At 65.7% G+C, this 25,413-nt stretch carries 26 protein-coding genes and 1 pseudogene; 15 read left to right on the plus strand and 12 right to left on the minus strand.

Annotated elements, in window-relative coordinates:
- Window positions 1-5: 5 nt before the first annotated feature.
- From THITH_RS18625 to THITH_RS01285, 3 genes are all read right to left on the minus strand, one after another.
- Window positions 6-152, minus strand: a complete 147-nt coding sequence (locus tag THITH_RS18625; RefSeq protein ID WP_006746332.1) for a hypothetical protein — start codon at window positions 150-152, stop codon at window positions 6-8.
- Window positions 153-284: 132 nt separating this feature from the next.
- Window positions 285-1,604, minus strand: coding sequence for a TolC family outer membrane protein (locus tag THITH_RS01280; RefSeq protein ID WP_006746331.1), 1,320 nt, complete (start codon window positions 1,602-1,604; stop codon window positions 285-287).
- An 86-nt stretch (window positions 1,605-1,690) separates the two neighbouring features.
- Entirely contained in the window at window positions 1,691-2,347 is a 657-nt protein-coding gene (locus THITH_RS01285; RefSeq protein WP_006746330.1) for a protein-L-isoaspartate O-methyltransferase family protein, read from the minus strand.
- A gap of 198 nt (window positions 2,348-2,545) precedes the next feature.
- Between THITH_RS01285 and THITH_RS01290 the strand changes: the two genes are divergently transcribed.
- Complete coding sequence (locus tag THITH_RS01290) at window positions 2,546-3,145, plus strand: TetR/AcrR family transcriptional regulator (RefSeq protein ID WP_006746329.1); 600 nt, start codon at window positions 2,546-2,548, stop codon at window positions 3,143-3,145.
- A 57-nt stretch (window positions 3,146-3,202) separates the two neighbouring features.
- On the opposite strand, the gene THITH_RS01295 is transcribed toward THITH_RS01290, so the two are convergent.
- Both THITH_RS01295 and THITH_RS01300 read right to left on the minus strand, forming a co-directional pair.
- Window positions 3,203-4,447 (minus strand): multifunctional CCA addition/repair protein, encoded by a 1,245-nt coding sequence (locus THITH_RS01295; RefSeq protein ID WP_006746328.1) that lies wholly within the window; start codon window positions 4,445-4,447, stop codon window positions 3,203-3,205.
- A 32-nt stretch (window positions 4,448-4,479) separates the two neighbouring features.
- A complete protein-coding gene (locus THITH_RS01300; RefSeq protein WP_006746327.1) occupies window positions 4,480-5,421 on the minus strand; it encodes a complex I NDUFA9 subunit family protein in 942 nt (313 codons plus the stop codon).
- Between the two features lie 112 nt (window positions 5,422-5,533).
- Between THITH_RS01300 and THITH_RS01305 the strand changes: the two genes are divergently transcribed.
- Window positions 5,534-6,901, plus strand: coding sequence for an NAD-dependent succinate-semialdehyde dehydrogenase (locus THITH_RS01305; protein ID WP_006746326.1), 1,368 nt, complete (start codon window positions 5,534-5,536; stop codon window positions 6,899-6,901).
- Between the two features lie 181 nt (window positions 6,902-7,082).
- On the opposite strand, the gene moaA is transcribed toward THITH_RS01305, so the two are convergent.
- Window positions 7,083-8,069: a GTP 3',8-cyclase MoaA gene (moaA, locus tag THITH_RS01310; protein WP_006746325.1), complete on the minus strand. Its 987-nt coding sequence runs from the start codon at window positions 8,067-8,069 to the stop codon at window positions 7,083-7,085.
- A gap of 170 nt (window positions 8,070-8,239) precedes the next feature.
- On the opposite strand from moaA, the gene THITH_RS01315 reads away from it, so the two are divergent.
- Window positions 8,240-9,448, plus strand: a complete 1,209-nt coding sequence (locus THITH_RS01315) for a 6-phosphofructokinase (RefSeq protein ID WP_006746324.1) — start codon at window positions 8,240-8,242, stop codon at window positions 9,446-9,448.
- 136 nt (window positions 9,449-9,584) lie between these two features.
- On the opposite strand, the gene adk is transcribed toward THITH_RS01315, so the two are convergent.
- Complete coding sequence (gene adk, locus THITH_RS01320) at window positions 9,585-10,238, minus strand: adenylate kinase (protein WP_006746323.1); 654 nt, start codon at window positions 10,236-10,238, stop codon at window positions 9,585-9,587.
- 173 nt (window positions 10,239-10,411) lie between these two features.
- Here adk and THITH_RS01325 point away from each other — a divergent pair, with 173 nt between their 5' ends.
- The 3 genes from THITH_RS01325 (at window position 10,412) to THITH_RS18385 (ending at window position 12,029) form a co-directional block, all read left to right on the plus strand.
- Entirely contained in the window at window positions 10,412-11,578 is a 1,167-nt protein-coding gene (locus THITH_RS01325; RefSeq protein WP_006746322.1) for a hypothetical protein, read from the plus strand.
- An 89-nt stretch (window positions 11,579-11,667) separates the two neighbouring features.
- Complete coding sequence (locus THITH_RS01330) at window positions 11,668-11,880, plus strand: hypothetical protein (RefSeq protein ID WP_006746321.1); 213 nt, start codon at window positions 11,668-11,670, stop codon at window positions 11,878-11,880.
- Window positions 11,877-12,029 (plus strand): hypothetical protein, encoded by a 153-nt coding sequence (locus THITH_RS18385; RefSeq protein WP_006746320.1) that lies wholly within the window; start codon window positions 11,877-11,879, stop codon window positions 12,027-12,029. Before THITH_RS01330 ends, THITH_RS18385 begins: the two co-directional genes overlap by 4 nt.
- Window positions 12,030-12,081: 52 nt before the next feature.
- Here the strand turns inward: THITH_RS18385 and THITH_RS01335 are convergent, their stop codons facing one another.
- Genes THITH_RS01335 through THITH_RS01345 form a run of 3 tightly spaced genes read right to left on the minus strand, consistent with a single transcriptional unit; the run spans window position 12,082 to window position 16,675 of the window.
- Window positions 12,082-13,065, minus strand: a complete 984-nt coding sequence (locus THITH_RS01335) for a dimethyl sulfoxide reductase anchor subunit family protein (RefSeq protein WP_006746319.1) — start codon at window positions 13,063-13,065, stop codon at window positions 12,082-12,084.
- A 17-nt stretch (window positions 13,066-13,082) separates the two neighbouring features.
- Window positions 13,083-13,814 (minus strand): 4Fe-4S dicluster domain-containing protein, encoded by a 732-nt coding sequence (locus tag THITH_RS01340; protein ID WP_006746318.1) that lies wholly within the window; start codon window positions 13,812-13,814, stop codon window positions 13,083-13,085.
- Window positions 13,811-16,675: a molybdopterin oxidoreductase family protein gene (locus THITH_RS01345; protein WP_006746317.1), complete on the minus strand. Its 2,865-nt coding sequence runs from the start codon at window positions 16,673-16,675 to the stop codon at window positions 13,811-13,813. The genes THITH_RS01340 and THITH_RS01345 overlap by 4 nt, the downstream gene beginning before the upstream one ends.
- 121 nt (window positions 16,676-16,796) lie before the next feature.
- Between THITH_RS01345 and THITH_RS18390 the strand changes: the two genes are divergently transcribed.
- From THITH_RS18390 to THITH_RS01355, 3 genes are all read left to right on the plus strand, one after another.
- Entirely contained in the window at window positions 16,797-16,943 is a 147-nt protein-coding gene (locus THITH_RS18390; RefSeq protein WP_156925472.1) for a hypothetical protein, read from the plus strand.
- Entirely contained in the window at window positions 16,940-17,473 is a 534-nt protein-coding gene (locus tag THITH_RS01350) for a metallophosphoesterase family protein (RefSeq protein ID WP_006746316.1), read from the plus strand. The genes THITH_RS18390 and THITH_RS01350 overlap by 4 nt, the downstream gene beginning before the upstream one ends.
- 337 nt (window positions 17,474-17,810) lie before the next feature.
- Window positions 17,811-18,416, plus strand: a complete 606-nt coding sequence (locus THITH_RS01355; RefSeq protein ID WP_006746315.1) for a CBS domain-containing protein — start codon at window positions 17,811-17,813, stop codon at window positions 18,414-18,416.
- A gap of 196 nt (window positions 18,417-18,612) precedes the next feature.
- On the opposite strand, the gene sat is transcribed toward THITH_RS01355, so the two are convergent.
- Together sat and THITH_RS18875 are read right to left on the minus strand one after the other, a co-directional pair.
- Window positions 18,613-19,809, minus strand: a complete 1,197-nt coding sequence (gene sat / locus THITH_RS01360; RefSeq protein ID WP_006746314.1) for a sulfate adenylyltransferase — start codon at window positions 19,807-19,809, stop codon at window positions 18,613-18,615.
- A 191-nt stretch (window positions 19,810-20,000) separates the two neighbouring features.
- Window positions 20,001-20,202: pseudogene (locus THITH_RS18875) on the minus strand (hypothetical protein).
- Between the two features lie 550 nt (window positions 20,203-20,752).
- Between THITH_RS18875 and THITH_RS01365 the strand changes: the two are divergent.
- From THITH_RS01365 to THITH_RS18630, 6 genes are all read left to right on the plus strand, one after another.
- Complete coding sequence (locus THITH_RS01365) at window positions 20,753-21,532, plus strand: hypothetical protein (protein WP_025367172.1); 780 nt, start codon at window positions 20,753-20,755, stop codon at window positions 21,530-21,532.
- Window positions 21,533-21,572: 40 nt separating this feature from the next.
- The gene (aprB, locus tag THITH_RS01370; RefSeq protein WP_006746312.1) at window positions 21,573-22,052 is read left to right on the plus strand and encodes an adenylyl-sulfate reductase subunit beta; all 480 of its coding nucleotides are present in this window, start codon (window positions 21,573-21,575) and stop codon (window positions 22,050-22,052) included.
- Window positions 22,052-23,920 carry an adenylyl-sulfate reductase subunit alpha gene (aprA, locus tag THITH_RS01375; RefSeq protein ID WP_006746311.1) on the plus strand — a complete coding sequence of 623 codons (1,869 nt, stop codon included), beginning with the start codon at window positions 22,052-22,054 and terminating at the stop codon, window positions 23,918-23,920. The genes aprB and aprA overlap by 1 nt, the downstream gene beginning before the upstream one ends.
- 125 nt (window positions 23,921-24,045) lie before the next feature.
- Window positions 24,046-24,438 (plus strand): hypothetical protein, encoded by a 393-nt coding sequence (locus THITH_RS01380; RefSeq protein WP_006746310.1) that lies wholly within the window; start codon window positions 24,046-24,048, stop codon window positions 24,436-24,438.
- Between the two features lie 16 nt (window positions 24,439-24,454).
- Window positions 24,455-24,967 (plus strand): FKBP-type peptidyl-prolyl cis-trans isomerase, encoded by a 513-nt coding sequence (locus THITH_RS01385; protein WP_006746309.1) that lies wholly within the window; start codon window positions 24,455-24,457, stop codon window positions 24,965-24,967.
- 232 nt (window positions 24,968-25,199) lie between these two features.
- Window positions 25,200-25,364: a hypothetical protein gene (locus THITH_RS18630; protein WP_006746308.1), complete on the plus strand. Its 165-nt coding sequence runs from the start codon at window positions 25,200-25,202 to the stop codon at window positions 25,362-25,364.
- Window positions 25,365-25,413 lie beyond the last annotated feature (49 nt).

The following is a 25,413-nucleotide window of genomic DNA, read 5'->3' on the forward strand; positions in this document are numbered from 1 at the left end:
CGGAGTCAACGCCTCAGGATCAGCAGGATTCCCGCGACCAGCGCAAGCGTGCTCAGCACCAGGTGGTCATACTGGAAGCGCAGGCCCAGCAGCCCCTGCAGCCCGTACAGGATCAGCCAGATTGCGAGAAGCAGGGTACCGAGAGGACGCATCGGAAAACTTTCTCCAAGGGTTGGGCGGTGCGGGCTGCCACCGGCCGAGGCGCCGGCCCGCGTTTCGCGTCCGGTGCGCCCCGGCCTCAGCGGCCGCGCCCTGCCGGCGATCGCGCACCGGCGTCTATGCCCTTATTCGAGGAATGCATTGATGCGCTGCAGGTCGGCAAGGCTGAGGCTGCCGACGGCGCGCTGCAGGCGCAGAGTCTCGAGCAGGTAGCCATAGCGGGCCTCGGCATAATCGCGCTCGGCTCTGAAGACCTCGCGCAGGGCCAGCAGCACGTCGACCTGGGTACGCGTGCCGACTTCGAAGCCGGCCTCGGCCGATTCGAATGCGGCCTGCGTGGATTGCAGCGCCTGAGCCAGCGCGCGCGCCCGGGAGGCGTTGGCGATCACCGACAGATAGCTGTTCCGGGTGTTCTGCACCGTCTGGCGCTCGGTGAAGACTACCGTTTCCTGCGCCGCCTCGAACTCCTCACGGGCTTCGCGCGTGATCGCGCTGACGCGTCCGCCGGTGTACAGGGGCACGTCCAGCCGCAGCCCCACCTGGGCGTCGGTGCGGTCGTTGAACTGCCCCCCGGGCACCGCATTCACTCCGGAATAGCCGGTGTCGCTGACCGAGGCGCCCAGCCCCAGGGTCGGCAGCCCCTCCGCTCGCTGGCGCCCGATCTGTTCACGCGCGACTTCGGTGTTCAGGCGCTGCGCGTTCAGCTCCTGGTTGTTCTCGAGTGCCGCCGAGACCCAGTCCTGCGGATCCATCGGGTCCGGGGACGGCATGTCGAGGTGTTCTCCCAGCGCAGCGAGCTCGTCGTAATAGCGGTTGGTGATTACCGCGAGCTGCTCGCGTGCGAGGTTGAGCGCGTTTTCGGCAGCGATCTCCTCGGCCGAGGCGATGTCGAACTGGGCCTGCGCTTCCTTGACGTCGGTGATCGCGATCAGTCCGACCTCGAAGCGCCGCTGGGTCTGCTCGAGCTGCCGGCTGATCGCCTCGCGCTCGGCCCTGCGGAACTCCAGTGTCTCCTGGGCGACGAGGACACCGAAATAGGCCTCGGCGACGCGCAGGATCAGATCCTGACGGGCGGCATCGAGTTCGGCTGCGGCGCTGGAGATCTGCAGGTCCGCCTGGCGCACGCCGATCCGGTTGCGCTGGTCGAACAGGCTCTGGTTCAGGTTCAGCGCGATATTGCGGCTGGTGCCGTCGATGCTGCTGCTGCCGTCAGGGTCGGAGTAGAACGCGCCGAGCTCGGCGTCGGCCGAGAGTTGCGGCAGCAGCGTGGAACGCGCGATCGGCCTTGCCTCGAGAACGGCCCGGTATTGGGCCTCGGCCGCCCGCAGCTGGGCGTCTTCCATCTGGGCGTGCTCGAACACCTGCAGCAAATCCTCGGCCTGGGCGGGCAATGCCCAGGTGGCGGCGAACACGGCGGTTACGCACAGCGTGCGAAGCATCTTCATGGCAGGGATCCCCGGGAAATCGCGATCCCCATATGCTAGCAGAGCCCGCGGCAATGGGCATGCCAAATCCCGGCGGGCGGCGACGGTCAGAAGACGAATTCGGTGCGCGGTTCGAAGCCCAGCAGCGGCTTCAGGCGGGTCTCGAACAGGGTTTCGGTGCGATAGCTGTTTTCCGCGACCCGAACCACCATCCGGGCGTGCATCACCGGGGGCTGTCCCACCACCACGAACAGCCGGCCGCCCAGGTTCAGGCTCGGCTGCAGGAACGGGTCGTAGACCGTCATCGCTCCGTTGACGCTGATCACGTCGTAGCGGCCTTGCGGTGGCGTCCAGCCAGGGGCGACGGTCGCGGTTTGCAGCGAGGCATTGCCGATCTCGAGCGTTTCCAGCCGGGCCTCGGCCGCCAGGCGGAATTCGTCGATATGCTCGACGCTGTCGACCCGCGCGGCAAGCCGCGCGAGGCAGGCGGTGACATACCCCGAACCGGTGCCGATCTCGAGTGCGGTTTCACTCTCGGCGGGCGCCAGCGCCTGCAACAATCGTCCGACGACCCTCGGGGGCAGCATGGACTCGCCGTGCCCCAGGGGGATCTCGGTATCCGCATAGGCCAGGCCCTCGCGGCCCGCGGGCACGAACGTTTCTCGCGGCAGCGATTCCAGTACGTCCAGGACGCGCATGTCGAGCACATCCCAGGGGCGAACCTGCTGCTCCACCATGTTCATGCGCGCCAGGGTGAAATCCATCGGTCGGGTCCTCGTCGTATCCGCAAACGCCGCCGCAGAGTACGGCGCCCGCCCGGGGGAGGCAAGTCGCTGCACCCGCGGGTCATCGCGCGGCCACCGCCGATGCATCGGACCTGCTGCGCGGCTGCGCGCCGGAGGCCTCGGCAATGGGGAATCCTACCCGTTGTCATTGACCGGACGGTCCACCATCCTTGCGCGATGACCGATCAACGCGAGACGAGGCAGCGGATCGTCGACAGCGCCTGCGACCTGATCCACCGCCGCAGCTACACAGCCGTGGGCGTCGCCGAGATCTGCGCGCAGGCCCGCACCCGAAAGGGCAGCTTCTATCACTTTTTCCCGAGCAAGCAGGACCTCAGCCTGGCGGTGATCGACGAGCTGCGGCGGATCCTGGACGAGCAGGTCCTGTCACCGTCGTTCGGACGCGACCTGCCGCCGCTGCGGAGGCTGGAACGCTTCGTGGACCATCTCTGCGGTTTTCAACAGGGAGCGATGGCTGCGATGGGCCGGATGCCCGGGTGTCCGTTCGGCAACCTGGCGCTGGAGCTCGCCACCACCGACGAGGTCATCCGCCGCCGGCTCGAGGTCGTGTTCGCGGCCATTCGGGCGCGTTTCGAGCACGTGATCGAGGATGCGGTCGCGATCGGCGAGACGGGTCCAGTCGATGTCCGGGCGACCGCCGAGGCGATGCTCGCCTACATGGAAGGCATGCTGATGCTGGCCAAGACCGCCAACGACCCGGCGGTGATCCGGCGCCTGGGACCGGCGCTGGTCCAGATCCGCATTCCCCCGGGCTGAGGCCTGGCGCTGCCACGCCGCGGCGAGGGTGCGCACGATGGCCGCGGAATCCCGTTCTCAGTTGGGCCCGTCCGGGGCCTCGTCTCGTAGCGCGAGTGCGGCGATGGCGCGGATGCGCGCCCGGCGCAGCGCGCTGCCCAGGGCTGCACCCTGCAGCCCTTCCCGGGTGAGCGGTTCGGCGGATACGCCGGCGGCCGCACGGGCGGCCCGGCGTACCGCATCGGCCTGTGGGTAGGGCCGGGCGGCGAATCCGGTGCGACCGCGGAAATCGGCCTCGACCGCCAGCAGGAACGGCTCCAGGCCTTCGGGCCGGCGCAGCGCATCGAGACCCTCCAGCAGCTTCAGCACCGTCGCCGGCCGTAGTTCGAACACGCGGTGCACCAGACCGTGGTGCCGCGCGACCTTGATCGCGAGGTCGCGATAGCGCTTCGGGATGCGCAGGCGCTGAGCCAGTTCCCGGATCATCTGCACGCCGCGTTCCTCGTGGCCGTGATGGCTGGGCAGGATCTCGGCTGGGGTCGTGCCCTTGCCGAGATCGTGCACCAGTGCCGCGAAGCGCACTTCGGGGCTGGTGCTGAGCCGCGTGGCCTGCTCCAGCACCAGGAAAGTATGCACGCCGGTGTCGATCTCCGGGTGGTAACGCGGCGGTTGCGGCACCCCGAACAGCCGCGCGAGTTCCGGGAACAGCGCCGCCAGTGCTCCGGTGGCTTGCAGCACCTCGAAGAATCGAAGCGGGGCGGGACTCGACAGCGCCTTCTCGCACTCGGCCCAGACGCGTTCGGGAACCAGCGCGTCGACCTCGCCGCTGTCCACCAGTTCCCGCATCAGGGTCTCGGTCTCGGCCGCGATGGTGAAGCCGAACGGGGACAACTGCGCCGCGAGCCGCGCGACCCGGAGCAGACGCACCGGATCCTCGGCAAAGGCGGGCGACACGTGCCGCAGTACGCGCGCCCGCAGGTCTGCCTGGCCACCGTAGGGGTCGATCAGCCGGCCGTCGGCGGCCTCGGCGATGGCATTGATCGTCAGGTCGCGGCGTGCAAGATCCTGTTCCAGCGTGACCTCGGGTGCGGCATTGAAGCGAAACCCGCGATAGCCCTTCGCAGTCTTGCGCTCGGTGCGCGCCAGTGCGTACTCCTCGTGCGTCCGCGGGTGCAGGAACACCGGGAAATCGCGTCCCACGGGGCGGAAACCGCGCGCTTTCATATCGGCGGGAGTGGCTCCGACCACCACGTAGTCCCTCTCGCGCACCGGCCGCCCCAGCAGGCGGTCTCGCACGGCTCCGCCGACCAGGTAGGTCTCCATGATGCCGGGCTTCTCGATCCGGGAGCGGCGCGCTACTGCCGGGTCCCCGTGCGCAGGCGCTGCATCCGGGCCTGGTGGCCCTCCTGGCCGAGGTAGGCGGGGGCAACGGCCTCGAGCAGCGTCGGGCAGGGCAGGGTCTCGCCGGTGCAGACGCTGTCCACCGACAGCGACGCGAGGTTGTCGCGCGACAGCGGCTTGCCCGGAACGAACTCGAACACGGTGGCCTGCAGTCGGCCGGCCCAGCCAGGCAGCGGCACGATCGGCCGCCGGCGCCGGGTCAGGCGCGCGGTGTAGCGCACGAGTTCGCGCAGCGTGTAGCTGCGTGGGCCGCAGAGTTCGAATCCCTTGCCGAAGGTCGACGGATCGTCGAGGCAATTCACGAAGTGATCGGCGACATCGCCGACGAAGACCGGGGCAAAGCGGGCATCGGCGCGTGCGAGCGGCATGAACGGCGCGATCCTGAGCAGCCCGGCAAAGCGGTTCAGGAAGGAATCCTCGGGCCCGAAGATCACCGAGGGACGGAACACCGTGACCGGGAATGCGCTGGCGGCGAAGACCGCGCGTTCGGCGTCGGCCTTGCTGCGCAGGTAGTGGCTCGGCGGATCGGGCATGTCCGCCTTCAGCGCGCTCATCTGCACGAAGCGGCGCACGCCCGCGGTAGTCGCGGCGGCCAGCGCTTTCTCGGTCAGCTCGGTATGGGCTTTCCGGAACCCGGATCCGTCGCGGCCTTGTTCGTTCAGGATCCCGACGAGGTTGATGACCGCATCGGCCCCGGCAAAGAAATCTTCCAACGTGGCCGGATCGTGCGGGTCGCCCGAGGCAAGGGTGACCTCGGGCAATACCTTCAGATCGCGATGGCGTTCGGGGTGGCGCGTCAGGATGCGCACGGCGACGCCCCGGTCGGTCAGGCGCGCGACGATGTGGCGCCCGACGAAGCCGGTGCCCCCGAGGATGCAAACACTCTTGATCGACATGCTGTGCAGAACCTTTTCCCGGAATCGCTTGACGTGCCTTTCTATACTACCGTGCATCGATCACCGCGACACGCGCCGCATACCGGCGGTGGACCCGACGAGGTGGACCGGCATGGATGAACTGATCAGTGTGAACCCCGCGACGGGGGAGCGCATCGGCGCGTATCCGGTGCTGTCGGCCGGCGCGCTGGAGGCGTCGCTTGCCCGGGCGGAGGCCGGTTTCTCCCGTTGGGCGGCGGTTCCTCTGGGCGAGCGCGTACAGGCGCTGGAGCGCCTGGCGGCGCTGTTGCGGTCGCAGCAGCACGAGCTGGCCCGGCAGGTGACCGCCGAGATGGGCAAGCGCTTCGCCGAGGCGCGCGCGGAGGTCGAGAAATGTGCATTTGCCTGCGATTACTACGCTGCCCAGGGCCCCGGTTTCCTGGCCGACGAGACGGTGGATACGGCCGCCGGGCGTTCGCTGATCGCCTGGCACCCGCTGGGGCCGATCCTGTTGGTGATGCCCTGGAACTTCCCGTACTGGCAGGTGCTGCGGCAGGCCATCCCTGCGACGTTGGCGGGCAACACCGTGCTGTTGAAGCACGCGGCGAACGTGCCCGGCTGCGCGGCCGCGCTCGAGCGAATATTCCGGGAGGCGGGGTACCCCGAGGGCGTATTCGGGAATCTGGCCATCCGCTCCGGCGCGGTCGCCGGGGTGATCGCCGATCCCCGGGTGCGGGGCGTGAGCCTCACCGGGTCCGAGGGCGCCGGGCGCGCGGTCGCATCCGCCGCCGGCAAGGCGTTGAAGAAGACGGTGCTCGAGTTGGGTGGCTCCGATGCCTTCATCGTGCTCGCCGATGCGGACCTCGATGGGACCGTCGAGCAGGCGCTGCGGGCACGCTTTCAGAACAACGGCGAAACCTGCATTGCCGCGAAGCGCTTCATCGTCGAGGCGGCGGTCGCCGACGATTTCGTCGCAGGGCTGCAGGCCGGGATTGAGCGGATGAAGGTCGGCGATCCGATGGCGCAGGACACCGATCTCGGTCCGCTGGCGCGCGCGGATCTCTGTGACGAGCTGCACCGCCAGGTGACCCGCAGCGTGGCGGCCGGCGCGGTCTGCCGCACGGGCGGTCAGCGCCTCGAGCGCCCCGGTTTCTACTATGCGCCGACGCTGCTCGACCGCGTGGTGCCGGGAATGGCTGCGTTCGAAGAGGAGACCTTCGGGCCGGTGGCCGCGGTCACTCGCGCGGCCGATGCGGACGAGGCGGTTCGCCTCGCCAACGCGTCCCGGTACGGGCTCGGCGGCAGCGTGTGGACCCGGGACCGTGCGCGCGGGGAGGCGCTGGCCCGCCGCCTGGAATGCGGCTGCGCGTTCGTGAACGGCATCGTGCGCAGCGACCCACGACTGCCGTTCGGAGGGATCAAGGACTCCGGCTACGGACGCGAGCTCGGGCTGCTCGGCATCCGCGAGTTCGTGAACGCGAAGAGCCTCTGGATCGACTGAAGGTGCGAGCTAGGGGCAACCGCGCACGAAACCGGCCGCCACCCGCGCGCCGGCATGGGTAGCGGCATGGCCGGCTGGCCGGGCGAACCGCCAACGGAACACGCTGCGCGCTTCGGCTTCGGCTTCGGATGGGTGCCCGGCGATCGGAAGCGGAACCGGCGAGCCATGTCGCCGGCTACGCTCAGCCGCCGGTCATCGACATGAAGCGCAGCACCTTCTCGGGCTTTTCGCGGAACTCGTGCCGCTCGGGCTTCAGCGCGATCGCTTCGCGAATCGCGTCGTCGATGTCCGCATCCGAACACCCCGCGCGCAGGCGAGGCCGCAGTTGCAGGCTGTGTTCGTTGCCAAGGCAGGTGTAGATCGTGCCGTCCACCGACAGGCGCACGCGGTTGCAGGTCGCGCAGAAATGCTGCGAGATCGGCGTGATGAACCCGATGTGCAGATCAGTGCCGGCCACCTGCACGTAGCGCGCGGGTCCGCCCCCGGGCATGACCCCGGGCAGCAGGTCGAAGCGGCGCGCGAGACGTGCTTTCAGGTGCTGCAGGTCGACGAAATGCCCGCTGGCCTCGCGCCCGGTGTCGCCCATCGGCATGGTCTCGATGAAGCGCAGCGTGAAACCGTGCTCGAGGCAGAACTCGACCATGTCCTCGGCTTCGCCGTCGTTGATGCCGCCCATCATCACCATGTTGATCTTGATCGGGCGGAAACCCGCCGCCTTCGCGGCCATCAGGCCGTCGAGCACCTTTTCCAGCTTGCCGCCGGTGACCTGCCTGAAGACCCCGGGTTTCAGCGAGTCGAGGCTGACGTTGATGCGCCGAACGCCTGCGTCGTGCAGTGCCCCGGCCTCGCGCGCCAGCCGGGTCGCGTTCGTCGAAAGGGAAATATCGTCGACCCCGGGCAGCGCCGACAGGCGTCGGGCCAGAGCCGGCAGATTCCTGCGCACCAGCGGCTCGCCACCGGTCAGGCGGATCCGCCTTGTGCCCAGCCGCGCGAACGCCGCCATCACCCGCTCGAGTTCGTCGAATGTGAGCCAGTGCCCGGGTTCCTCGAAGTCGCGGAAGCCGCGCGGCATGCAATAGAAGCAACGCAGGTCGCAGCGGTCGGTGACCGAAACCCGCACGTATTCGATCCGGCGGCCGAAGGGGTCTGTCAGCGCGTGATCACTCATGGCATTCAAGAATAGTCGGCATTCTGTGCGACACCAGTTCCCGGAAGAGGTACCACCGTACTTCCCACCCCTACCGGCTCCGGGACGGATCGCGTATAGTCGCGACCGGCTCCCGCCGGAGCGGGGCACGGATTTCTTTTCGCTTCAATGGCATACAGAAGGAGAATGGGATGGCTAAGGTTTTGATCGCCCAGGGCGGGGGCCCGACGGCGGTAATCAATCAGTCGATGGTCGGTGCGGTGCTCGAGTCGCGCAAGTTCAACAACGTCGAGCTGGTCTATGGCGCGTTCCACGGCGTGCGCGGAATCGTCGACGAGGAGTTCCTCGATCTGACCCAGGAAACGACGCACAACCTGGAGATGGTCGCGAACACGCCGTCGTCGGCGCTGGGCTCGACCCGCGACAAGCCCGACCTGAAGTACTGCCAGGAGATCTTCAAGGTCCTGCAGGCGCACGAAATCAACTACTTCTTCTACATCGGCGGCAACGATTCCTCGGACACGGTGCGCATCGTCAGCGAGGAGGCCCGCAAGGCCAACTACCCGCTGCGCAGCGTGCACATCCCGAAGACGATCGACAACGACCTGGTCGAGAACGACCACACTCCCGGATTCCCGTCCGCCGCGCGCTTCGTGGCGCAGGCCTTCATCGGCGCGAACCTCGACAACAACGCGCTTCCGGGCATCTACCTTGCGGTGGTGATGGGGCGGCATGCCGGCTTCCTGACCGCTGCCTCGGCGCTGGGCAAGAAATTCCCGGACGACGGCCCGCACCTGATCTATCTGCCGGAACGCGTGTTCGACGTGGACAAGTTCCTTGCCGACGTCAAGGCGACGATGGACCGCTACGGTCGTTGTGTGATCGCGGTCAGCGAAGGCATCCACGATGCCGACGGGGTGCCGATCGCGGTGAAGCTCGCGAAGGACGTCGAGAAGGACGCCCATGGCAACGTGCAGCTGTCCGGCACCGGCGCGCTGGCCGACATGCTCTGCGACGAGATTCGGACCAAGCTCGGGGTCAAGCGGGTGCGCGGCGATACCTTCGGGTACGTGCAGCGCTCGTTCATCGGCTGCGTATCCGACGTCGACCAGCGCGAGGCGCGGGAAGTCGGCGAGAAGGCGGTCCAGTACGCGATGTGGGGTGACAGCGACGGTTCCGTCGTGATCGACCGTACCGGTTTCTACTCGGTCGACTATCGGCTTGCACCGCTGGAGCTGGTCGCCGGCAAGACCAAGGTGATGCCCGACGAGTTCATCTCCGAGTCCGGCACCGACGTGACCGATGCCTTCCGGCTGTATCTGCGGCCGTTGCTGGGCTCGGGCATGCCCGATGCCTATCGCCTGCGCCAGAACCTGGTGTCGAAGGTGCTGGGGGGCTGAACTCCCCCGGGCGGATCTTGGGGCGACGGGCAGGGTGCCCGCAGCCCCAGGGCCGCGTGGTCGGGCGAGCAGTCGCGGCGGGGCCGCGCACTCCCCCTCCCGGGCCCTCCCCCGCTTGCGGGGGAGGGTTTTCCTTTTAGCCGAGGGCCTTGAAGATTTCGTCGCGGATCGACTCGACCGAGCCGATGCCGGCAATCTTCACGTACTTCGGTGCAGCCGCGTCAGCGCTCTCGGCCCACTTCGAGTAGAACTCGATCAGCGGCTTGGTCTGGCTGTGGTACACGTCGAGGCGCTTGCGCACCGTTTCCTCGTTGTCGTCGTCGCGCTGGATCAGATCCTCGCCGGTGACGTCGTCCTTGCCGTCGACCTTCGGCGGGTTGAACACCACGTGGTAGGTGCGGCCCGATGCCGGGTGCACGCGGCGCCCGCTCATGCGCTTGATGATCTCCTCGTCGGCCACGTCCACCTCGACCACGAAGTCCAGGTTCACGCCCTGTTCCTTCAGTGCCTCGGCCTGCGGGATCGTGCGCGGAAAACCGTCGAACAGGAAGCCGTTGGCGCAGTCGGGCTGCTCGAGTCTTTCCTTGATCAGCCCCAGGATGATGTCGTCCGACACCAGTCCACCTGCGTCCATCACCTTCTTGGCCTCGAGGCCCAACGGCGTCCCGGCCTTCACCGCGGCGCGCAGCATGTCGCCGGTGGAGATCTGCGGGATGTTGTACTTCTCGGTGATGTACTGGGCCTGCGTGCCTTTGCCGGCACCGGGGGCGCCCAACAGAATCAGTCGCATGAGTTCGCTCCTTCAGCGGGTGGTGAATATGGTATGGTTCCGGGCCCGTTCGGCCCGGCGCACTGCGGGGCGGTACAGTACAGGGTCTGCAGTGGCAGGCACAAGGCTCACGTGCGCAACGGCCAGACGAGCGCCGCCGTTCGCGCCCCTAGCACGAGGTTGCGACCCGATCCATGCAAGCAGGTCCACGCGAAATCACCACCCCGTTCCGCCCGATCCCGCTGGAAATTCCGGAGGGGATGAAACCCAACGAGTTCTTCAACAGCACCGAGAACCTGGCGGATCTGGTGCACAACAACGGCCTGCTTGCGAATCCGGAAAACCTGCTGCTCTACCGCAAGGCGCTGGGGCACAGCAACGAGTTCGATTGCTCGATCATCTACAACACCTCGAAGGTGATTCTGGATCCGCTCGGCCGCCCGGTGCGGCGCACCCAGGTGCTGGGCCCGGTGCGGCATGTCTGGAACCGGATGAACGGGGTCCTGATCGGGTACATGTTGGAGCGGTACCCGGACCCGGCGGATGCGCTGGTGCTGGCTGGTGAGGCGAGTCTGGATGCGACCTGGCCGCTGACCGCGCCCGGGGTGCCGAGCATCCGGATGCTGCACAACCATTTCATCGTGTTCCCGATGGACGAACTGCGGCAGGCACGGCTCGCCGACCCCTCGAACCCCAACCTGACCGACGGTGGTCAGCACAGCCTGTTCCAGCAGTACATGCGCGATGTCTATCGTGAATTCTTCACCCGGGCGCTGGAGCTGGAGATCCTGAAGCCGGCCGCGGACGAACATGCGCGGCTTGACCTGACCGGGTATCCGCAGGGGCTTCCGAGCTGGGAGATCCAGGGCGGCGCCGAGGCATTGCAGGACATCCGCTTCTGGCGCGAGTACGACGCGATCCTGAAGGGCTTTCTCGACTTCTACCGCACGTTTTTCTCGCAGGTCTCGACCCGCAACGCGCCGATGCCCGCGGACGTGCATTTCCCGCATCATGTCGAGGAAGTGCTGCTGTTCAACAACGACTTCCTGAAGACCGCAAAGAAGGTCCGCGACCGCTGCATCCACGACGCGCGCTACGCCAACGCGATCCGCTGGCAGCCGGCGTTCAAGCAGCTGATCTACCGCAACGACGACGGCCGGCTGATCGTGACCATCAGCCAGAACTCGATCGGCAACGCGATCACCGAGCTGCTGGGCGTGGTGGTCAACCGGGTACCGGACGCCGCGGCCTACGAGCGCAGCGAGCCGGCGCTGATCGAGAAACTGCTCGAGGTGCGCCGGCGCCTGATCGAGGCCGACCTCGGCGACGGCATCGCCACGGACTACTGGCCGGCCAAGTAGCCTGGCGGCCCGGATCTGCGCTGTGCCGGCGCAGGGCGCGGGGCGGAGTTATACTGACCACAGGATACCGGTTCCCCTGGGGCGGCCTGATGACGGACGTGGTACTGGAACATCTGAAGGCGATCCGCACGAAGCTCGACGATCACGGTGAACGGCTCAGCCGGATCGAGACCCGGCTGTCGTCGATCGAACAGACCATCGGCAGTCTGTACGCGTTGTCGGGCAGCGACCGGGAAGCGGCGCACTCGCTGACCCGGCGCATCGAGCGCATCGAACAGCGGCTCGAACTGATCGATCGTTGAAGTCCGGGGTGCCCCAGGAATGGGGAGATCCCTTGGCGCCGGCGTTCAAGCAGCGGATCTACCGCAACGACGACGGCCGGCTGATCGCGACCATCAACCAGGACTCGATCGGCGACGGCATCGCCACCGACTACTGGCCCGCGGGGTAGCGCGGGCCAGGAAGCATTGGAAATGCGCGCCTGCCCCCGCCTCCAGACAGGGTCAGGCGACCGACTGGTAGTAAAGGTTCTGCGGGTGGTTCGCTTGGGCGAAGAAGAACCAGCGCTCGGCGAGCAACCCCAGATACTGCACCGCGAACGCGGCGGCCAGCACGGGGGTCGCGTCTACCGTCATCAGCGTAGCGAGCGCCAGCAGCAGCACCGGGATCGCGAACACGCCGATCAGGAACGCCCATTTCATTGCGCGTACGAAGCCGGCGGAGCGGTGGTGGAAGAACTCGCGGGTGTTGAACGAACCGCCCATGAAGCCCTGCGACTTCTGCACGATATGCGGGTGCTTGACGCCGATCGCGGTCTGCAGCGACGAGATCGGCTTGATCCGGGCGTTGCGGATCAGCGAGGCGGTGCGGCTGACCAGCGCGAGCAGCGTCAGGATGATCGCCCAGCCGGCGAGGAAGGACACCAGGTCAGTCTGGGCCCAGGCGGCGTAGGCGGCGGCCAGCGTGAAGCCCGACGCGCCACCCAGCAGCGTGTAGTTCACCACGGTCAGCGGCGAATGCCATTCCTGCAGGAACTTCACCGCCGCGTAGATCATCGCGGTGCTCAGAAACAGCGCGAACGCGAGCAATGCACCGAGGGCGCCGAGCAGCACCGTGGCCAGCACGTTGTACCCGCCGGGTAGCGTGCCCAGCGACGGGTTGAAGCCGGTCCAGTGCGCGAGCCCGTACAGGAACACGACGGCCATGAACGCCGGCAGCACGATCACCTCGCGCGACAGCCACGAGGTGCGCCATTTGGTCGCCGTGCGCCATGCGCGCTCCGGGCGCCCGAGATGAAAGAACGACGCGAACAGACCCAGCAGCAGCAGCGCCAGCGCCAGCAGGCTGCCATGAGCGTAGAACTCCGGTCCCTGACTGGGCACGAGCTCCAGCAGGCCGTAGGACTCGACCGTAAACAGCGCCAGGAACAGTCCCTGGCCGGCGCCGATCAAGGTGGTGAGGAAGATGACCGAGAAGGCAGGATGCATGATCAGTTCGTCCGTGGTTACCAGCTGGTGACGTCGTCGAGCGAGGGTTCGTCGCGCCCGGGCTTCGGAAGCTTGCTGTCGATCTTCAGCGGGTTGTCGGCGCGCTCGAGTTCATCCTCGCGCACGGTGATTCGCGTCTTGTGCCGCGGCAGGTAGTGGTTCGCCGGCTTGGTGCCCCATTCCGGCATCAACTGGTACCCGCCGTTCTCGCGGATCGCCTGCGACACTTCGGAATCCGGGTCGTGGATGTCGCCGAACAGGCGTGCGTGAGTCGGGCAGGCGCGCACGCAGGCCGGCTTGCGATCCCACTCGGGCAGCGCGTCGTCGTAGATCCGGTCGACGCACAAGGTGCATTTGGTCATCACCTTGCGCTGGGCGTCGACCTCGCGCACGCCGTAGGGGCAGGCCCAGGAGCAGTACTTGCAGCCGATGCACTTGTCGTAGTCGACCAGCACGATGCCGTCCTCCTTGCGCTTGTACGAGGCGCCGGTCGGGCAGACCGGAACGCAGGGCGGCTCCTCGCAGTGCAGGCAGGACTTCGGGAAATGCACGGTCTCGGTGTTCGGGTACTCGCCCACCTCGAAGGTCTGCACCCGGTTGAAGAAGGTGCCGGTCGGGTCGGCGGCGTAGGGGTTCAGATCCACCAGCGGGCCGGCGTCGCCCGAGGTATTCCACTCCTTGCAGCTGGTGACGCAGGCATGGCAGCCGACGCAGACGTTCAGGTCGATGACCAATGCGAGCTGGGTCATTTCTTGCCTCCTTTGCCGGCCAGGAAGTTCCACACGCGCGGCCTTTTCGGCTGGCCCGGGTAGGGTTTCAATGCCGCGAACTGCGGTGCGGTCACCTCGGGTTCGTCGGCGCCGGCCTTGTAGATGCGCACGCGCACGTCGTACCACGACGCCTGTCCGGTGACCGGGTCGGAGTTGGAGATCGGGCCGTTCGCGCCCGGCAGTTCCTCGGAGATCAGGTGGTTCAGCAGGAAGCCCTTGCGCGCCTCGTTCGACCGGGGTGCGAGATTCCAGGCGCCGGCCGCCTTGCCGATCGCGTTCCAGGTCCAGACGGTTCCCGGTTCGACCGCCTCGGAATGCTTGGCCATGCAGCGCACCTTGCCCCACTGGCTCTCGACCCAGATCCAGTCGTCGTCCTCGATGCCGGCGGCCTTCGCGGTACGGGTGTTCACGAACAGCAGGTTGTGGGCGTGAATCTGGCGCAGCCAGGCGTTCTGCGAATCCCAGGAGTGGTACATCGCCATCGGCCGCTGGGTGATCGCCGCCAGCGGGTAGGCGTGCTTGTCGGTGGCCTGGCATTCCAGCGGATCGTAGAAGAACGGCAGCGGGTCGAAATAGGTCTCGACGCGATCGGCGAGGTGTGCGGGCGGGCGCTTCGACGGCCCCTTGCCCTGCGCCGCGGCGCGGAACTTCATCAGCACCTCGGAATAGAGGTGGATCAGGATCGGCTCGGCGTAGCGGGTGATGCGGTTGCGCTGGGACCATTCGAGGTAGCCCTTGTTCCAGTTGCGCATGTACTGGTAGCTCCGGGGGAGCTCGCAATGGAACACGCAGTTGTTCTTCGCGTACATCTCCCACTGGTTCGGGTTCGGCTCGCCGCGCATGAACTTCTCGCCGCCCTTGCCGCGCCAGCCGGCGAGGAAGCCGATTCCGGAGCCCGGTTCGGTCTCGTGGTTCACGATGAAGTCCGGGTAGTCGCGGTACTTGCGCGTGCCGTCGGCGGTCACGAACGCGGGCAGCTTCAGGCGCGAGCCCAGTTCGATCAGCACCTCCTGGAACGGCTTGCACTGGCCGGTCGGCGGCACCACCGGGATGCGCACCGAGTCCACCGGCCCGTCGTACTCGGAGATCGGCCGGTCGAGCATCGACATCACGTCGTGGCGCTCGAGGTAGGTGGTGTCCGGCAGGACCAGGTCGGCGAAGGCGGTCATCTCGGACTGGAACGCGTCGGCGACGACCAGGAACGGAATCTTGTACTCGCCGTTCTCGTCCTTGTCGTTCAGCATCTTGCGGACCTCGACGGTGTTCATCGTCGAATTCCAGGCCATGTTGGCCATGAAGATCAGCAGGGTGTCGATCGGGTAGGGGTCGCCGCGCCAGGCGTTGGTGATCACGTTGTGCATCATGCCGTGCACCGCCAGCGGGTACTCCCAAGAGAACGCCTTGTCGATGCGCACCGGCCCGCCCTGTTCGTCGACGAACAGATCGTCCGGATCGGCCGGCCAGCCGAGCACCATGCCGTCCAGCGGCTGCCCGGGGCGGATTCCCTCCGGCCCCTTCGGCGTGCGCGCGCAGGGCGGGATCGGACGCGGGAACGGCGCCTTGTGGCGGAAACCGCCGGGGCGGTCGATGGTGCCGAGCAGCGACATCAGGATCGCGAGCGCCCGGATCGAATGGAAGCCGTTCGAATGCGCGGCGAGCCCGCGCATCGCGTGGAACGACACCGGGTTGCCGGTCACGCTCTCGTGCTCGATGCCCCAGGAGTCGGTCCAGGCGATCGGCAGCTCGATGCGCTGGTCGCGCGCGGTCACGCCCATTTCGTGGGCGAGGCGGCGGATCGTGTCGGCGGGAATACCGGTGATGCGCGCGGCCCAATCCGGCGTGTACTCCTGCACGCGCTCCTGCAGCAGCTGGAACGCCGGCTTTGCCGAGGTGCCGTCGTGCAGCTGGAACTCGCCGAGCAGGTAGGGGTCGGCGTCGGGGCTGTGGGTGACCACCGGGCGGTCGGTACGGCGGTCCCACCAGAGCTTGTCCTGCGGGTCGTAGCAGCCGTCGTCGGGGGGCACCTCGGCGCGCAGGAACATCCCGAATTCGTCGTTTTCGGAGTCAACGTTCACCAACTGCCCGGCGTTGCTGTAGCGCACCAGGAAGTCGCGGTCGTACAGGCCCTTCGCGATGATTTCGTGGATGATCGCCAGCAGCAGCGCGCCGTCGGTTCCCGGGCGGATCGGCACCCATTCGTCGGCGATCGCCGAGTAGCCGGTGCGCACCGGGTTGATCGAGATGAAACGCCCGCCCTCGCGCTTGAACTTGGAGATCGCGACCTTCAGCGGATTGGAGTGATGATCCTCGGCAGTGCCGAGCATCACGAACAGCTTCGAGCGCTCGAGGTCGGGACCGCCGAACTCCCAGAACGAGCCCCCGATGGTGTAGATCATTCCCGCGGCCATGTTCACCGAGCAGAAGCCGCCGTGCGCGGCATAGTTCGGCGTGCCGAACTGCTTCGCGAACAGGCCGGTCAGCGCCTGCATCTGATCGCGGCCGGTGAACAGCGCGAACTTCTTCGGGTCGGTTTCCCGAAGCCGGCCCAGGCGTTCCTCGAGCATCGTGAAGGCTTCGTCCCAGGAGATCGGCTCGAAATCGCCGGCGCCGCGCTCGGCGCCCGCGCGCCGGCGCAGCGGTTGCGTCAGCCGCGCGGGCGAGTACTGTTTCATGATCCCCGACGAGCCCTTGGCGCAGATCACCCCGCGGTTGATCGGATGGTCGGGGTTGCCGTCGATGTAGCGCACCTCCCCATCGCGCAGGTGCACGCGGATCCCGCAGCGGCACGCACACATGTAACAGGTGGTATTTTTTACTTCCTGCGAGGGGGTCTGTGGCATGATGGATAGCGCCTTGAATGATCAGTAAATCACGATATACTCCGGGGAGTATGCGCGAGCAAGGATGGCTCCGACAAGGCAATTATTTTTATCCATCCATAAGCACCCAAGGAATGTGGACATGGCTGAGCCGATCGCCGTCAGCAACCGACACCAGCGTCATCCCAGGATCCTGCTCGATGGCTGGCCGCGACTGCCTGCGCGGGCAGTCGCGGCGCCTGGGTTCGAGGTGTCGGGTGCGCATGATCGCAAGCGGGTCGGGGCATGAAGATCTGCATCGTATCGGACAGCCACGACCGCGGCCCGATGCTGGCACGGGCGATCGAGGCCGCTGCCGCCGAGGGTGCGGAGGCGGTGGTCCACTGCGGCGATCTGATCGGCGGCAATACGCTGAGGGCTTCGCTGAAACTGGGCCTTCCGATCCACGCGGTGCACGGCAACAACCTCGGCGATCCGGTCGCGATTTCGCGCATCGCGCATCAATCCAACGGCCTGCTGACGTATTACGGACATGACGGCATTCTGACGCTGGGCGGCCGGCGCATTTTCGTGACCCACTATCCCCACTATGCCCACGCGATGGCCTGCACCGGCGAATACGACCTCGTGTGTTGCGGGCACAGTCATGAGCCCGAAATCCGGCAGCAGCCGCATGTGCAAAACGGCTCGACCTGGGTCGTGAATCCCGGCACCGTGGCCGGTCTGGGCGCTCCGGAGGCCACCTGGGCACTGGGAGATCTCGACCGCATGGCGTTCGAGATCCGGCCGACGCCCGCGGTGGAGAGCGCCGAGGTCTGAGTTCGGGTTCGCCGAATCCCACGAGTCCGCCGACCTCGGGCACAATCGGCGGACGGTCCGGCGGGGAGGCGGCATGCGAAGCCTGTGTTTCCGGCCCGGAGGCGGTTGGGATTCGGGCCCAGACGCCTGTCGGATCGCGACACCCTGCCGGGCGAGTTCAGTGCTTTGCAATCACGTGACAAGAAGGCATCATGGGGCCAGAATCCAGATCGCGGTAGTGTGTTTTTCCGAAGAGCGGGGCGCCTGCGGCGCGCGGGTTTCCCGCGCTCGGGAGCGGCCGCCGGATCGGGGCCGCGATTCTCGAACAGCTCGCTGGCCAGGCCACGAAGGAGTCACGATGACGAGCGACAGCCCGCACAAGCCCTTGCCATCGCACAAGGCCCCGCCCGGGACCCTGCTGCAGCAGCCCACCGAGGCTCCGCCGCTGGTGACGGTCTCGTCCTCGGCGCTGTGTGTGATGACCGATTTCCGCAAGGTGCCGGTCGCGACCATCGGGCCGACTGCGACGCTGACCGAGGCGACCGAGGCGATGATCAAGCGCGGCGTTCGCCTGCTCCTGGTGATCGACGATACGGAAAACGTGATCGGCCTGATTACCGCTCGCGATACCCAGGGCGAGAGGCCGATCCAGCTGATCCATGAACACGGGGGGCGGTACAGCGATCTGCAGGTGCGCGACCTGATGGCACCCGTGGACGCCATCGACCTGCTCGACATGTCCCGGGTGATGCGGGCCGAGGTCGGCGACATCGTCGCAACGCTGAAGAACTGGGGGCGCCAGCACGCGCTGGTGGGCGAGACCGATCCGAAAACCGGAGCCAACCGCATCCGCGGCATATTCTCGGCGACCCAGATCGGTCGTCAGCTCGGTCTACCGGTCCAGACCTTCGACGTCGCCCGGACCTTCGCCGAGATCCAGGCAGCCCTGTCGCGGGAGTATTGAATCGGGCGTCCCGCGCTTTCGGCTCTGACCGTCGCGCCGGGTGGGTGCCTACGATGTGAATGCTGCGTCACGGAAGGGCACGGTCCACACCGAAACGTTGGGTAAAGCACCGTCTCCGTGTGTTGCCGTGCGCCTCCGTGGCTGGTGGTCATGCATCGGGATCCCTGGCGCCCCGAGCATGACCGTCAACCGAAGCCTATTGCTTCTGCTGCAGCCCCTGGTAGTAGTCCATCAGGATCTGCGCGACTTCGGGCCGGGAGAACTCCGGCGGCGGCGCCTCGCCGCGGCCCAGCATCTCGCGGACCTTGGTGCCGGACAGGAGCACGAAGTCCTCCTTGGTGTGGTCGGGCACGTCACGCATCATCACGACGCGGTTGAGTTTCTTGGAATACGCGGTGTGGTCGGCGCGGAAGATTTCGATCTCGAGGGCGTCCGGAGGTACATCGGTATCGAAGATCGTCTGGGCGTCGAATGCACCGTAGTAGTCGCCAACGCCGGCGTGGTCGCGCCCGATGATGAAGTGGGTCGCTCCCATGTTCTGCCGGAACAGCGCGTGCAGAACCGCCTCGCGGGGGCCGGCATACAGCATGTCGAAACCGTAGCCGGTAATCATCACCGTGTTCGGGGGGAAGTAGAGCTCGGCCATCTTACGGATCGCGGCGTCGCGCACTGGCGCCGGGATGTCGCCGGGCTTCAGCTTGCCCAGCAGCATGTGAATCACCACGCCGTCGGCGTCGAGCTGGTCCATCGCCATCCGGCACAGCTCTTCGTGCGCGCGGTGCATCGGGTTGCGGGTCTGGAACGCGACCACCTTCTTCCAGCCGCGCTCGGTGATCTCGTTGCGGATCTCGACGGCGGTGCGGAAGGTGTCCGGGAAGTCGTCCTGGAAATAGGAGAAATGCAGCACTTCGATCGGGCCGGAGACACAGACGCGACCGACGCTGTTGAAGGCGGCGACGCCGGGATGTTCGCGGTCGGTGGTGCCGTAGACCTTCTCGGTGATGGCTTCCATCTGTTCGGGGGTGAACTCCTCGATCGCCTCGACCTCCTGGATCGCGAGGATCGGGTTCCCTTCCATGTTGGGGTCGCGCAATGCGATGCGCTTGGCGCCCCGGATCGCGTCGGCGTTCTCCAGCAGGTTGACTACTGGCACCGGAAAGAACAGACCGCTGGTGGTCCGCATGTTTTCGGCGCAGCCCATCGCGTCGGCGACGTTCATGAAGCCGGTCAGAGGCGTGAAGTAGCCGCCCCCCATCATGACCGCGTTACCGGCGGCAGCGGAGCTGATCATGACCGAAGGGAGGGTCTCGGCCTCCTGCATCAGGGCATGGTGCCGTTCGGTGTCGTAGACAAAGAGGGGCTTCAGGGTTTCCGCGCCGTGTGGCTTGATCATGGGACTCTATCTCCTGCCGACTATGGACATTGAAGTTGCGTGAATCAGCGGCGCTGCCGTTGCGTGGCGACCAGGTCGCCGAGCGCGCGGGGCCTGCGCCGGGACAAGCGGCGGTAACGTAGCACAAGATGGAACATAACGGGCCAGGGATTGCAACGCGTTCCCCGGTGTTCGCTTCGTCTGCCGATGCTTCACCGACTACCGGTCCGGCCACGGATTCGCTGCCGCCCTCGCTCGGGCACCCGCCGATTCCGCCGTGAACTCTCATGGCCCGAGTGGCCACCCCCGATGATGAAAGAGGCGTAGGGCGGAAGAGGCCGAAGGCCGTCATCCGCCATCCGGCGCTGGGGTGCCCCCCCGGCTCTTGGGCGGCATAAACGCCGTGTGGCGGATGACGCTGCGCTATTCCGCCCTACGGGACTCTGGCACCCGCCGATTCCGCCGTGAACGAGCGCTGGGCCGGCGCCGCGAAGCAAGGCCGCTGGCGGGGCTGGGTCCGGGCTTCTCCGGTTTCGGGCCAGACTCCGGGCAGCGCAAGCCACGGTTTCGCATCCGAAGGCCCCGCGCATGCGCCACATACGGGCATGCGCCATATAGATGTGTCTGCATGGCGGTGGGCCGACGGTCGAGTCCCGCGACGATTCGCAGCGTTCTTCAGCGAGCACCGCGCCGGACTACGTGCCCGCCCGGGGTGCGTGATTGCACGCTCGCCCGCCCGGTTCCGCGGCGTTCGGCGGGATTCGCGCAGGACGCGAACCGAGGCTCCACCACCCGAATCGACCGCCTATAAGCGCCGCTTATGGTAATCCAAGTAAGTTTGATTTGATTCGGAAATTGGAATGCAACAGACTCCGTGCGCCATTTCGACACACCGAGGAGACCCGAGCCCGTGATCACAAGCAACCCCTTCGCCGAACTCGCCGCAGTCATTCCACCGGCCGTAATGCAGGTGTACGTCGTGCTTATGGTCGTCCTGGTAGTCGCCGGCACGATTCTCGACATGATGCACAAGAAGAGTGCCAAGTACTTCTTTGAAAACGCAAAGAAGGCCCAGCAGAACGCGACCCGCAGCGTGGGTGGTGGCGAGAAGGTCGGCATCGCAGTCAAGACGCTCGCCAACGAGGTTCTGACCTCCGGTGAGTTCGCGAATCCGCAGCGCCGCATGTCGCATCTGCTGACGATGTACGGCTTCATCATCTTTGCTGTCTTCACCGCAATTCTGATCTTCGCCTATCCGGCCGCGACGGATGCCCCCGCCATCCTGCCGCTGCTGTGGCACCTGGGTGCATTGATGCTGGCCGTTGGTGGCTACTGGTTCTGGTTCGTCATCCGCGTCGATGTCTCCGCCGAGGGTAATCCCTGGTACCGCGTGGAACGCGCCGACCTGTTTATCCTCTCGCTGCTCGCGACCGCGACCTTCGCGATCCTGTGGTCGCTGACCCAGGGTGCCGGTGCGATTGGCTGGCTGTTCTTCGTGTTGTTCCTTGCGGCCACGACCACGCTGTTCGCCACGGTGTACTGGTCCAAGTTCGCGCACATGTTCTTCAAGCCGGCCGCGGCATACCAGAAGCGCCTGACCCGCGCCGACGGTTCCGCCGAAAACCTGCCGACCCTGACCCGCGACGATCCCGAGCAGCAGCAGCGGCATTCGATGGAACTGCTGCGCGATGCTCCGATGGACATGGGGCTTGGCATCAAGCGCGAAGCACCTAACCACTACTGAGTCATTCAGCTGATCAACCGCATTCTGATCGAGGATTTCCATGCCAACTTTCGTATACATGACCCGTTGCGACGGCTGTGGGCACTGCGTTGATATCTGCCCGTCCGATATCATGCACATCGACAAGACCTATCGCCGCGCCTACAACATCGAACCCAACATGTGTTGGGAATGCTTCTCCTGCGTCAAGGCTTGCCCGCACCATGCCATCGACGTGCGCGGCTACGCCGACTTTGCCCCGCTTGGGCACAGCGTGCGCGTGGATCGCGACGAGGAGCGCGGCACCATCGCCTGGAGAATCAAGTTCCGGGACGGGCGGGAAAAGAACTTCCTGTCGCCGATCACGACCAAGCCCTGGGGCAAGCACATTCCGAAACTTTCGGACGTGCCGGGGCCGGACAAGTCCGCTCGCGATAGCCAGTTGCTGTTCAATGAGCCCAAGTACATCCGGATGGATGACGGGGATCTGTATTCGCTGGAAACCGCCGGCCTTAAGCTGAAAGAAGGGGTGTATTACTAATGGCCTACAAGACTATCGTCGAAGACAACATCGACATCCTGGTCTGTGGCGCCGGCCTGGGCGGCACGGGCGCAGCCTTTGAAGCCAGGTACTGGGGGCAGGACAAGAAGATCATCATCGCCGAAAAGGCCAATATCGATCGGTCCGGCGCGGTCGCCCAGGGGCTGTACGCGATCAACTGCTACATGGGAACCCGCTGGGGCGAGAACAACCCCGAGGACCACGTTCGCTACGCCCGCATCGACCTGATGGGTATGGTGCGCGAAGATCTGCTGTTCGACATGGCGCGCCACGTCGACTCCGCGGTGCACCAGTTCGAGGAATGGGGCCTGCCGCTGATGCGCGATCCCAAGACGGGTGCCTATCAGCGCGAAGGGCGCTGGCAGATCATGATTCACGGCGAGTCCTACAAGCCGATCGTCGCCGAGGCTGCGAAGAAGTCCGCGGACCAGGTCTACAACCGGATCTGCGTTACGCACCTGCTGATGGACGAATCCAAGGAAAACCGTGTCGCCGGCGCCGTTGGCTTCAACGTGCGCACCGGGAACTACCACGTGTTCAAGTCGAAGGCGGTGATCGTCGGTGCCGGTGGCGCATCCATGATCTTCAAGCCGCGTTCGGTCGGTGAGGGTGCCGGTCGCGTATGGTATGCGCCGTGGTCGTCGGGCTCTGCCTATGGGCTGCTGATCAACGCCGGCGCCAAGATGACCCAGATGGAAAACCGCATCGTGCTGGCGCGCTTCAAGGACGGCTACGGCCCGGTGGGCGCGTACTTCCTGCACCTGAAGACCTACACGCAGAATGGTTTGGGTGAAGAGTACGAGTCCAAGTGGTGGCCCGAGCTGCAGGAAATGGTCGGCAAGGAATACCTGGATCCGGAAGTGTCGCACCGGACGCATCGCCCGATCCCGACCTGCCTGCGTAACCATGCGTTCATCAGCGAAGTGAACGCGGGTCGTGGCCCGATTCACATGATCACGATGGAAGCCTTCCAGGATCCGCATCTCGAAGAAGTGGGCTGGGAGAACTTCCTTGGAATGACCGTTGGCCAGGCCGTGCTGTGGGCGGCGACCGACGTCGATCCGAAGAACGAAAACCCCGAGCTGACCACGTCGGAACCGTACGTGATGGGTTCTCACGCCACCGGTTGTGGCGCGTGGTGCTCCGGGCCCGAGGACGTGTCGCCCCCCGAGTATTTCTGGGGCTACAACCGCATGACCAGCGTGGAAGGCCTGTTCGGCGCTGGCGACGCGGTGGGCGGCACCCCGCACGCGTTCTCGTCCGGCTCGTTCACCGAAGGGCGTCTGGCCGCGAAGGCTGCGTGCAAGTACATCGATGACGGCAAGGCGCAGGGCATCCGGGTCTCCGACAAGCAGATCAACGATCTGAAGGAAGAGATCTACATGCCGATGGAGCACTACAAGGTCTACCACAATGAAGTGGTTGCCGGCTCGGTGAACCCGAACTTCATCAATCCGCGGCAGGGCCTGGACCGCCTGCAGAAGCTGATGGACGAATACTGCGGTGGCGTGACGGTCAGCTATATGACCAACGAAAAGCTGCTCCACATCGGACTCAAGAAGATGAAGGTTCTCGAAGAGGATCTGGAGAAGCTGGCCGCCGAGGACGTCCACGAGCTGCTGCGTGCCTGGGAACTCAAGCACCGTTTTCGCACTGCCGAAAGCGTGTTCCATCACACGCTGTTCCGCAAGGAAACGCGCTGGCCGGGTTACTACTACCGTGGCGACGCGATGAAACTCGACGACGAGAACTGGCATGTGCTGACCGTCTCCCGTCGCGATCCGAAGACGGGCGAGTACACCATGGAAAAGGCACCGTGCTACCACTTGGTCGGCAAGGACGACTGACCGGAAGCCGCGGCGGGGCCGGGATCGGCCCCGCCGCCCTTGGCAGGAGCGGCAAGGGCCGGCGCCGATGCGCGCCGGTCCTTGCTGGCCGTTCCGTCCGCGACTGATTACAGGGCTCTTTTGACATGACGACTGCAGGTGACGCTCCGGTAACGAAGGAGACGTCAACGAATATTACCGAGCTTTCCGATGACCAGATCACCGAAATCGCCCACCCCATGTGGGGCGACCTGGTCAAGTATTCCAACAAGGGCCAGTACGGGAAGTTCGTCCGGAAGTTCTCCTACAACCTGCTGTTCGGCCTCAACGAGGTGGAAGTGGGCAAGCAGTTCGCGAAGAGCGAACTGACGCGTAACCTGAGCGAGGACTGGGACTACCTTGGGATCATCCGCCGTGGCGAACACGTGACGGTGTTGTACCGGGTCCGAAGCAACAAGAAGGAAGGCGAGTGGCTCGGACGGATGGTGCTTGGCTACGAGCAGGGAGAAGTGCGCATCTTTGGCGCGTCCATTTTCTGACAGTGCAGGCTGAGCAATGACAAAAGACGTAATCGAGCCGAACAAGTACGTGGAGCTGACCTACAAGGTCATCGACGCGAAATCGGGCCAGACTCTGACGCTGGTCGAATTTCCGTTAGGCTACGTGCATGGCGTCAACGAGATTCTTGCGCCGCGGGTGATGGCCGAGTTGGAAGGCAAATCCGCGGGCGATACCATTGAAGTGCCGATCGACTGCAACGAGATTTACGGGCCGCGCGATGAGTCTCTGGTGATTACCGATCGCATCGAGAACGTTCCTGAAGAATATCGCGAGGTAGGTACCGCGATCCTGATGGAAAACGATAGAGGTCAGACCAAGAATTTCCTGGTGACCCGCGTGGACGCGAGGACGATCACCATCGACGGCAACAACCCGCTATGCGGCAGGGAAGTGATCTTCAAGCTCGAGATTCAGTTGGTGCGTGATGCGACTGACGAAGAGATCGAGCATGGCGGCAAGGTGGAGACGGGCCCCGAAGTGAGCGGCGGGCGCGCGGTGCCCATCTGAAGCACAAGGACGGGGTCGCGGCTGCGCGCGAGCGAAGCCCGACACGGTGACATCGGATGGCGGTGCGTGCCGCATGCCAGAGGGGATCGGCCGCGGCGAACGCGCGCATGAACTCTCTGCCCGCAACCGCGCCTGCCCGTACAGCGTTGCGAAAGTTCCGGTCTGTCAGTGAGCGTGGGGGGCTGACATCGGTGTTTTCATTCCCCCCTTTTCCAGTGAGACGAGGTGAAGCATGAGTCAAGCAACCCCAAAGAAGCGCCCGGCCGTTCCCGAGGGCAAGACGCGTTTCCTGACCACGCGGCAGAAGGCGCCGAACGAAAAAGGCTATGTGGGGTACGACACCATCTGGGAATCGTTTCAGAAAGAAGCCCCATACACCACGCCCAAGCGGCCCTGAGCCCAACGGCAACGTGAACGGCCGCATACGCGGCCGTTTTTGCGTTAGC

Source organism: Thioalkalivibrio paradoxus ARh 1 (assembly GCF_000227685.2).
GTDB classification, from domain to species: Bacteria; Pseudomonadota; Gammaproteobacteria; order Ectothiorhodospirales; family Ectothiorhodospiraceae; genus Thioalkalivibrio; species Thioalkalivibrio paradoxus.

What these genes read in the sequence shown, in the direction of transcription:
- THITH_RS18625 (WP_006746332.1), bottom strand. Translation starts at nt 152, where the DNA reads ATGCGTCCTCTCGGTACCCTGCTTCTCGCAATCTGGCTGATCCTGTAC.
- THITH_RS01280 (WP_006746331.1), bottom strand. Translation starts at nt 1,604, where the DNA reads ATGAAGATGCTTCGCACGCTGTGCGTAACCGCCGTGTTCGCCGCCACC.
- THITH_RS01285 (WP_006746330.1), bottom strand. Translation starts at nt 2,347, where the DNA reads ATGGATTTCACCCTGGCGCGCATGAACATGGTGGAGCAGCAGGTTCGC.
- THITH_RS01290 (WP_006746329.1), top strand. Translation starts at nt 2,546, where the DNA reads ATGACCGATCAACGCGAGACGAGGCAGCGGATCGTCGACAGCGCCTGC.
- THITH_RS01295 (WP_006746328.1), bottom strand. Translation starts at nt 4,447, where the DNA reads ATGGAGACCTACCTGGTCGGCGGAGCCGTGCGAGACCGCCTGCTGGGG.
- THITH_RS01300 (WP_006746327.1), bottom strand. Translation starts at nt 5,421, where the DNA reads ATGTCGATCAAGAGTGTTTGCATCCTCGGGGGCACCGGCTTCGTCGGG.
- THITH_RS01305 (WP_006746326.1), top strand. Translation starts at nt 5,534, where the DNA reads ATGGATGAACTGATCAGTGTGAACCCCGCGACGGGGGAGCGCATCGGC.
- moaA (WP_006746325.1), bottom strand. Translation starts at nt 8,069, where the DNA reads ATGAGTGATCACGCGCTGACAGACCCCTTCGGCCGCCGGATCGAATAC.
- THITH_RS01315 (WP_006746324.1), top strand. Translation starts at nt 8,240, where the DNA reads ATGGCTAAGGTTTTGATCGCCCAGGGCGGGGGCCCGACGGCGGTAATC.
- adk (WP_006746323.1), bottom strand. Translation starts at nt 10,238, where the DNA reads ATGCGACTGATTCTGTTGGGCGCCCCCGGTGCCGGCAAAGGCACGCAG.
- THITH_RS01325 (WP_006746322.1), top strand. Translation starts at nt 10,412, where the DNA reads ATGCAAGCAGGTCCACGCGAAATCACCACCCCGTTCCGCCCGATCCCG.
- THITH_RS01330 (WP_006746321.1), top strand. Translation starts at nt 11,668, where the DNA reads ATGACGGACGTGGTACTGGAACATCTGAAGGCGATCCGCACGAAGCTC.
- THITH_RS01335 (WP_006746319.1), bottom strand. Translation starts at nt 13,065, where the DNA reads ATGCATCCTGCCTTCTCGGTCATCTTCCTCACCACCTTGATCGGCGCC.
- THITH_RS01340 (WP_006746318.1), bottom strand. Translation starts at nt 13,814, where the DNA reads ATGACCCAGCTCGCATTGGTCATCGACCTGAACGTCTGCGTCGGCTGC.
- THITH_RS01345 (WP_006746317.1), bottom strand. Translation starts at nt 16,675, where the DNA reads ATGCCACAGACCCCCTCGCAGGAAGTAAAAAATACCACCTGTTACATG.
- THITH_RS18390 (WP_156925472.1), top strand. Translation starts at nt 16,797, where the DNA reads ATGGCTGAGCCGATCGCCGTCAGCAACCGACACCAGCGTCATCCCAGG.
- THITH_RS01350 (WP_006746316.1), top strand. Translation starts at nt 16,940, where the DNA reads ATGAAGATCTGCATCGTATCGGACAGCCACGACCGCGGCCCGATGCTG.
- THITH_RS01355 (WP_006746315.1), top strand. Translation starts at nt 17,811, where the DNA reads ATGACGAGCGACAGCCCGCACAAGCCCTTGCCATCGCACAAGGCCCCG.
- sat (WP_006746314.1), bottom strand. Translation starts at nt 19,809, where the DNA reads ATGATCAAGCCACACGGCGCGGAAACCCTGAAGCCCCTCTTTGTCTAC.
- THITH_RS01365 (WP_025367172.1), top strand. Translation starts at nt 20,753, where the DNA reads ATGCAGGTGTACGTCGTGCTTATGGTCGTCCTGGTAGTCGCCGGCACG.
- aprB (WP_006746312.1), top strand. Translation starts at nt 21,573, where the DNA reads ATGCCAACTTTCGTATACATGACCCGTTGCGACGGCTGTGGGCACTGC.
- aprA (WP_006746311.1), top strand. Translation starts at nt 22,052, where the DNA reads ATGGCCTACAAGACTATCGTCGAAGACAACATCGACATCCTGGTCTGT.
- THITH_RS01380 (WP_006746310.1), top strand. Translation starts at nt 24,046, where the DNA reads ATGACGACTGCAGGTGACGCTCCGGTAACGAAGGAGACGTCAACGAAT.
- THITH_RS01385 (WP_006746309.1), top strand. Translation starts at nt 24,455, where the DNA reads ATGACAAAAGACGTAATCGAGCCGAACAAGTACGTGGAGCTGACCTAC.
- THITH_RS18630 (WP_006746308.1), top strand. Translation starts at nt 25,200, where the DNA reads ATGAGTCAAGCAACCCCAAAGAAGCGCCCGGCCGTTCCCGAGGGCAAG.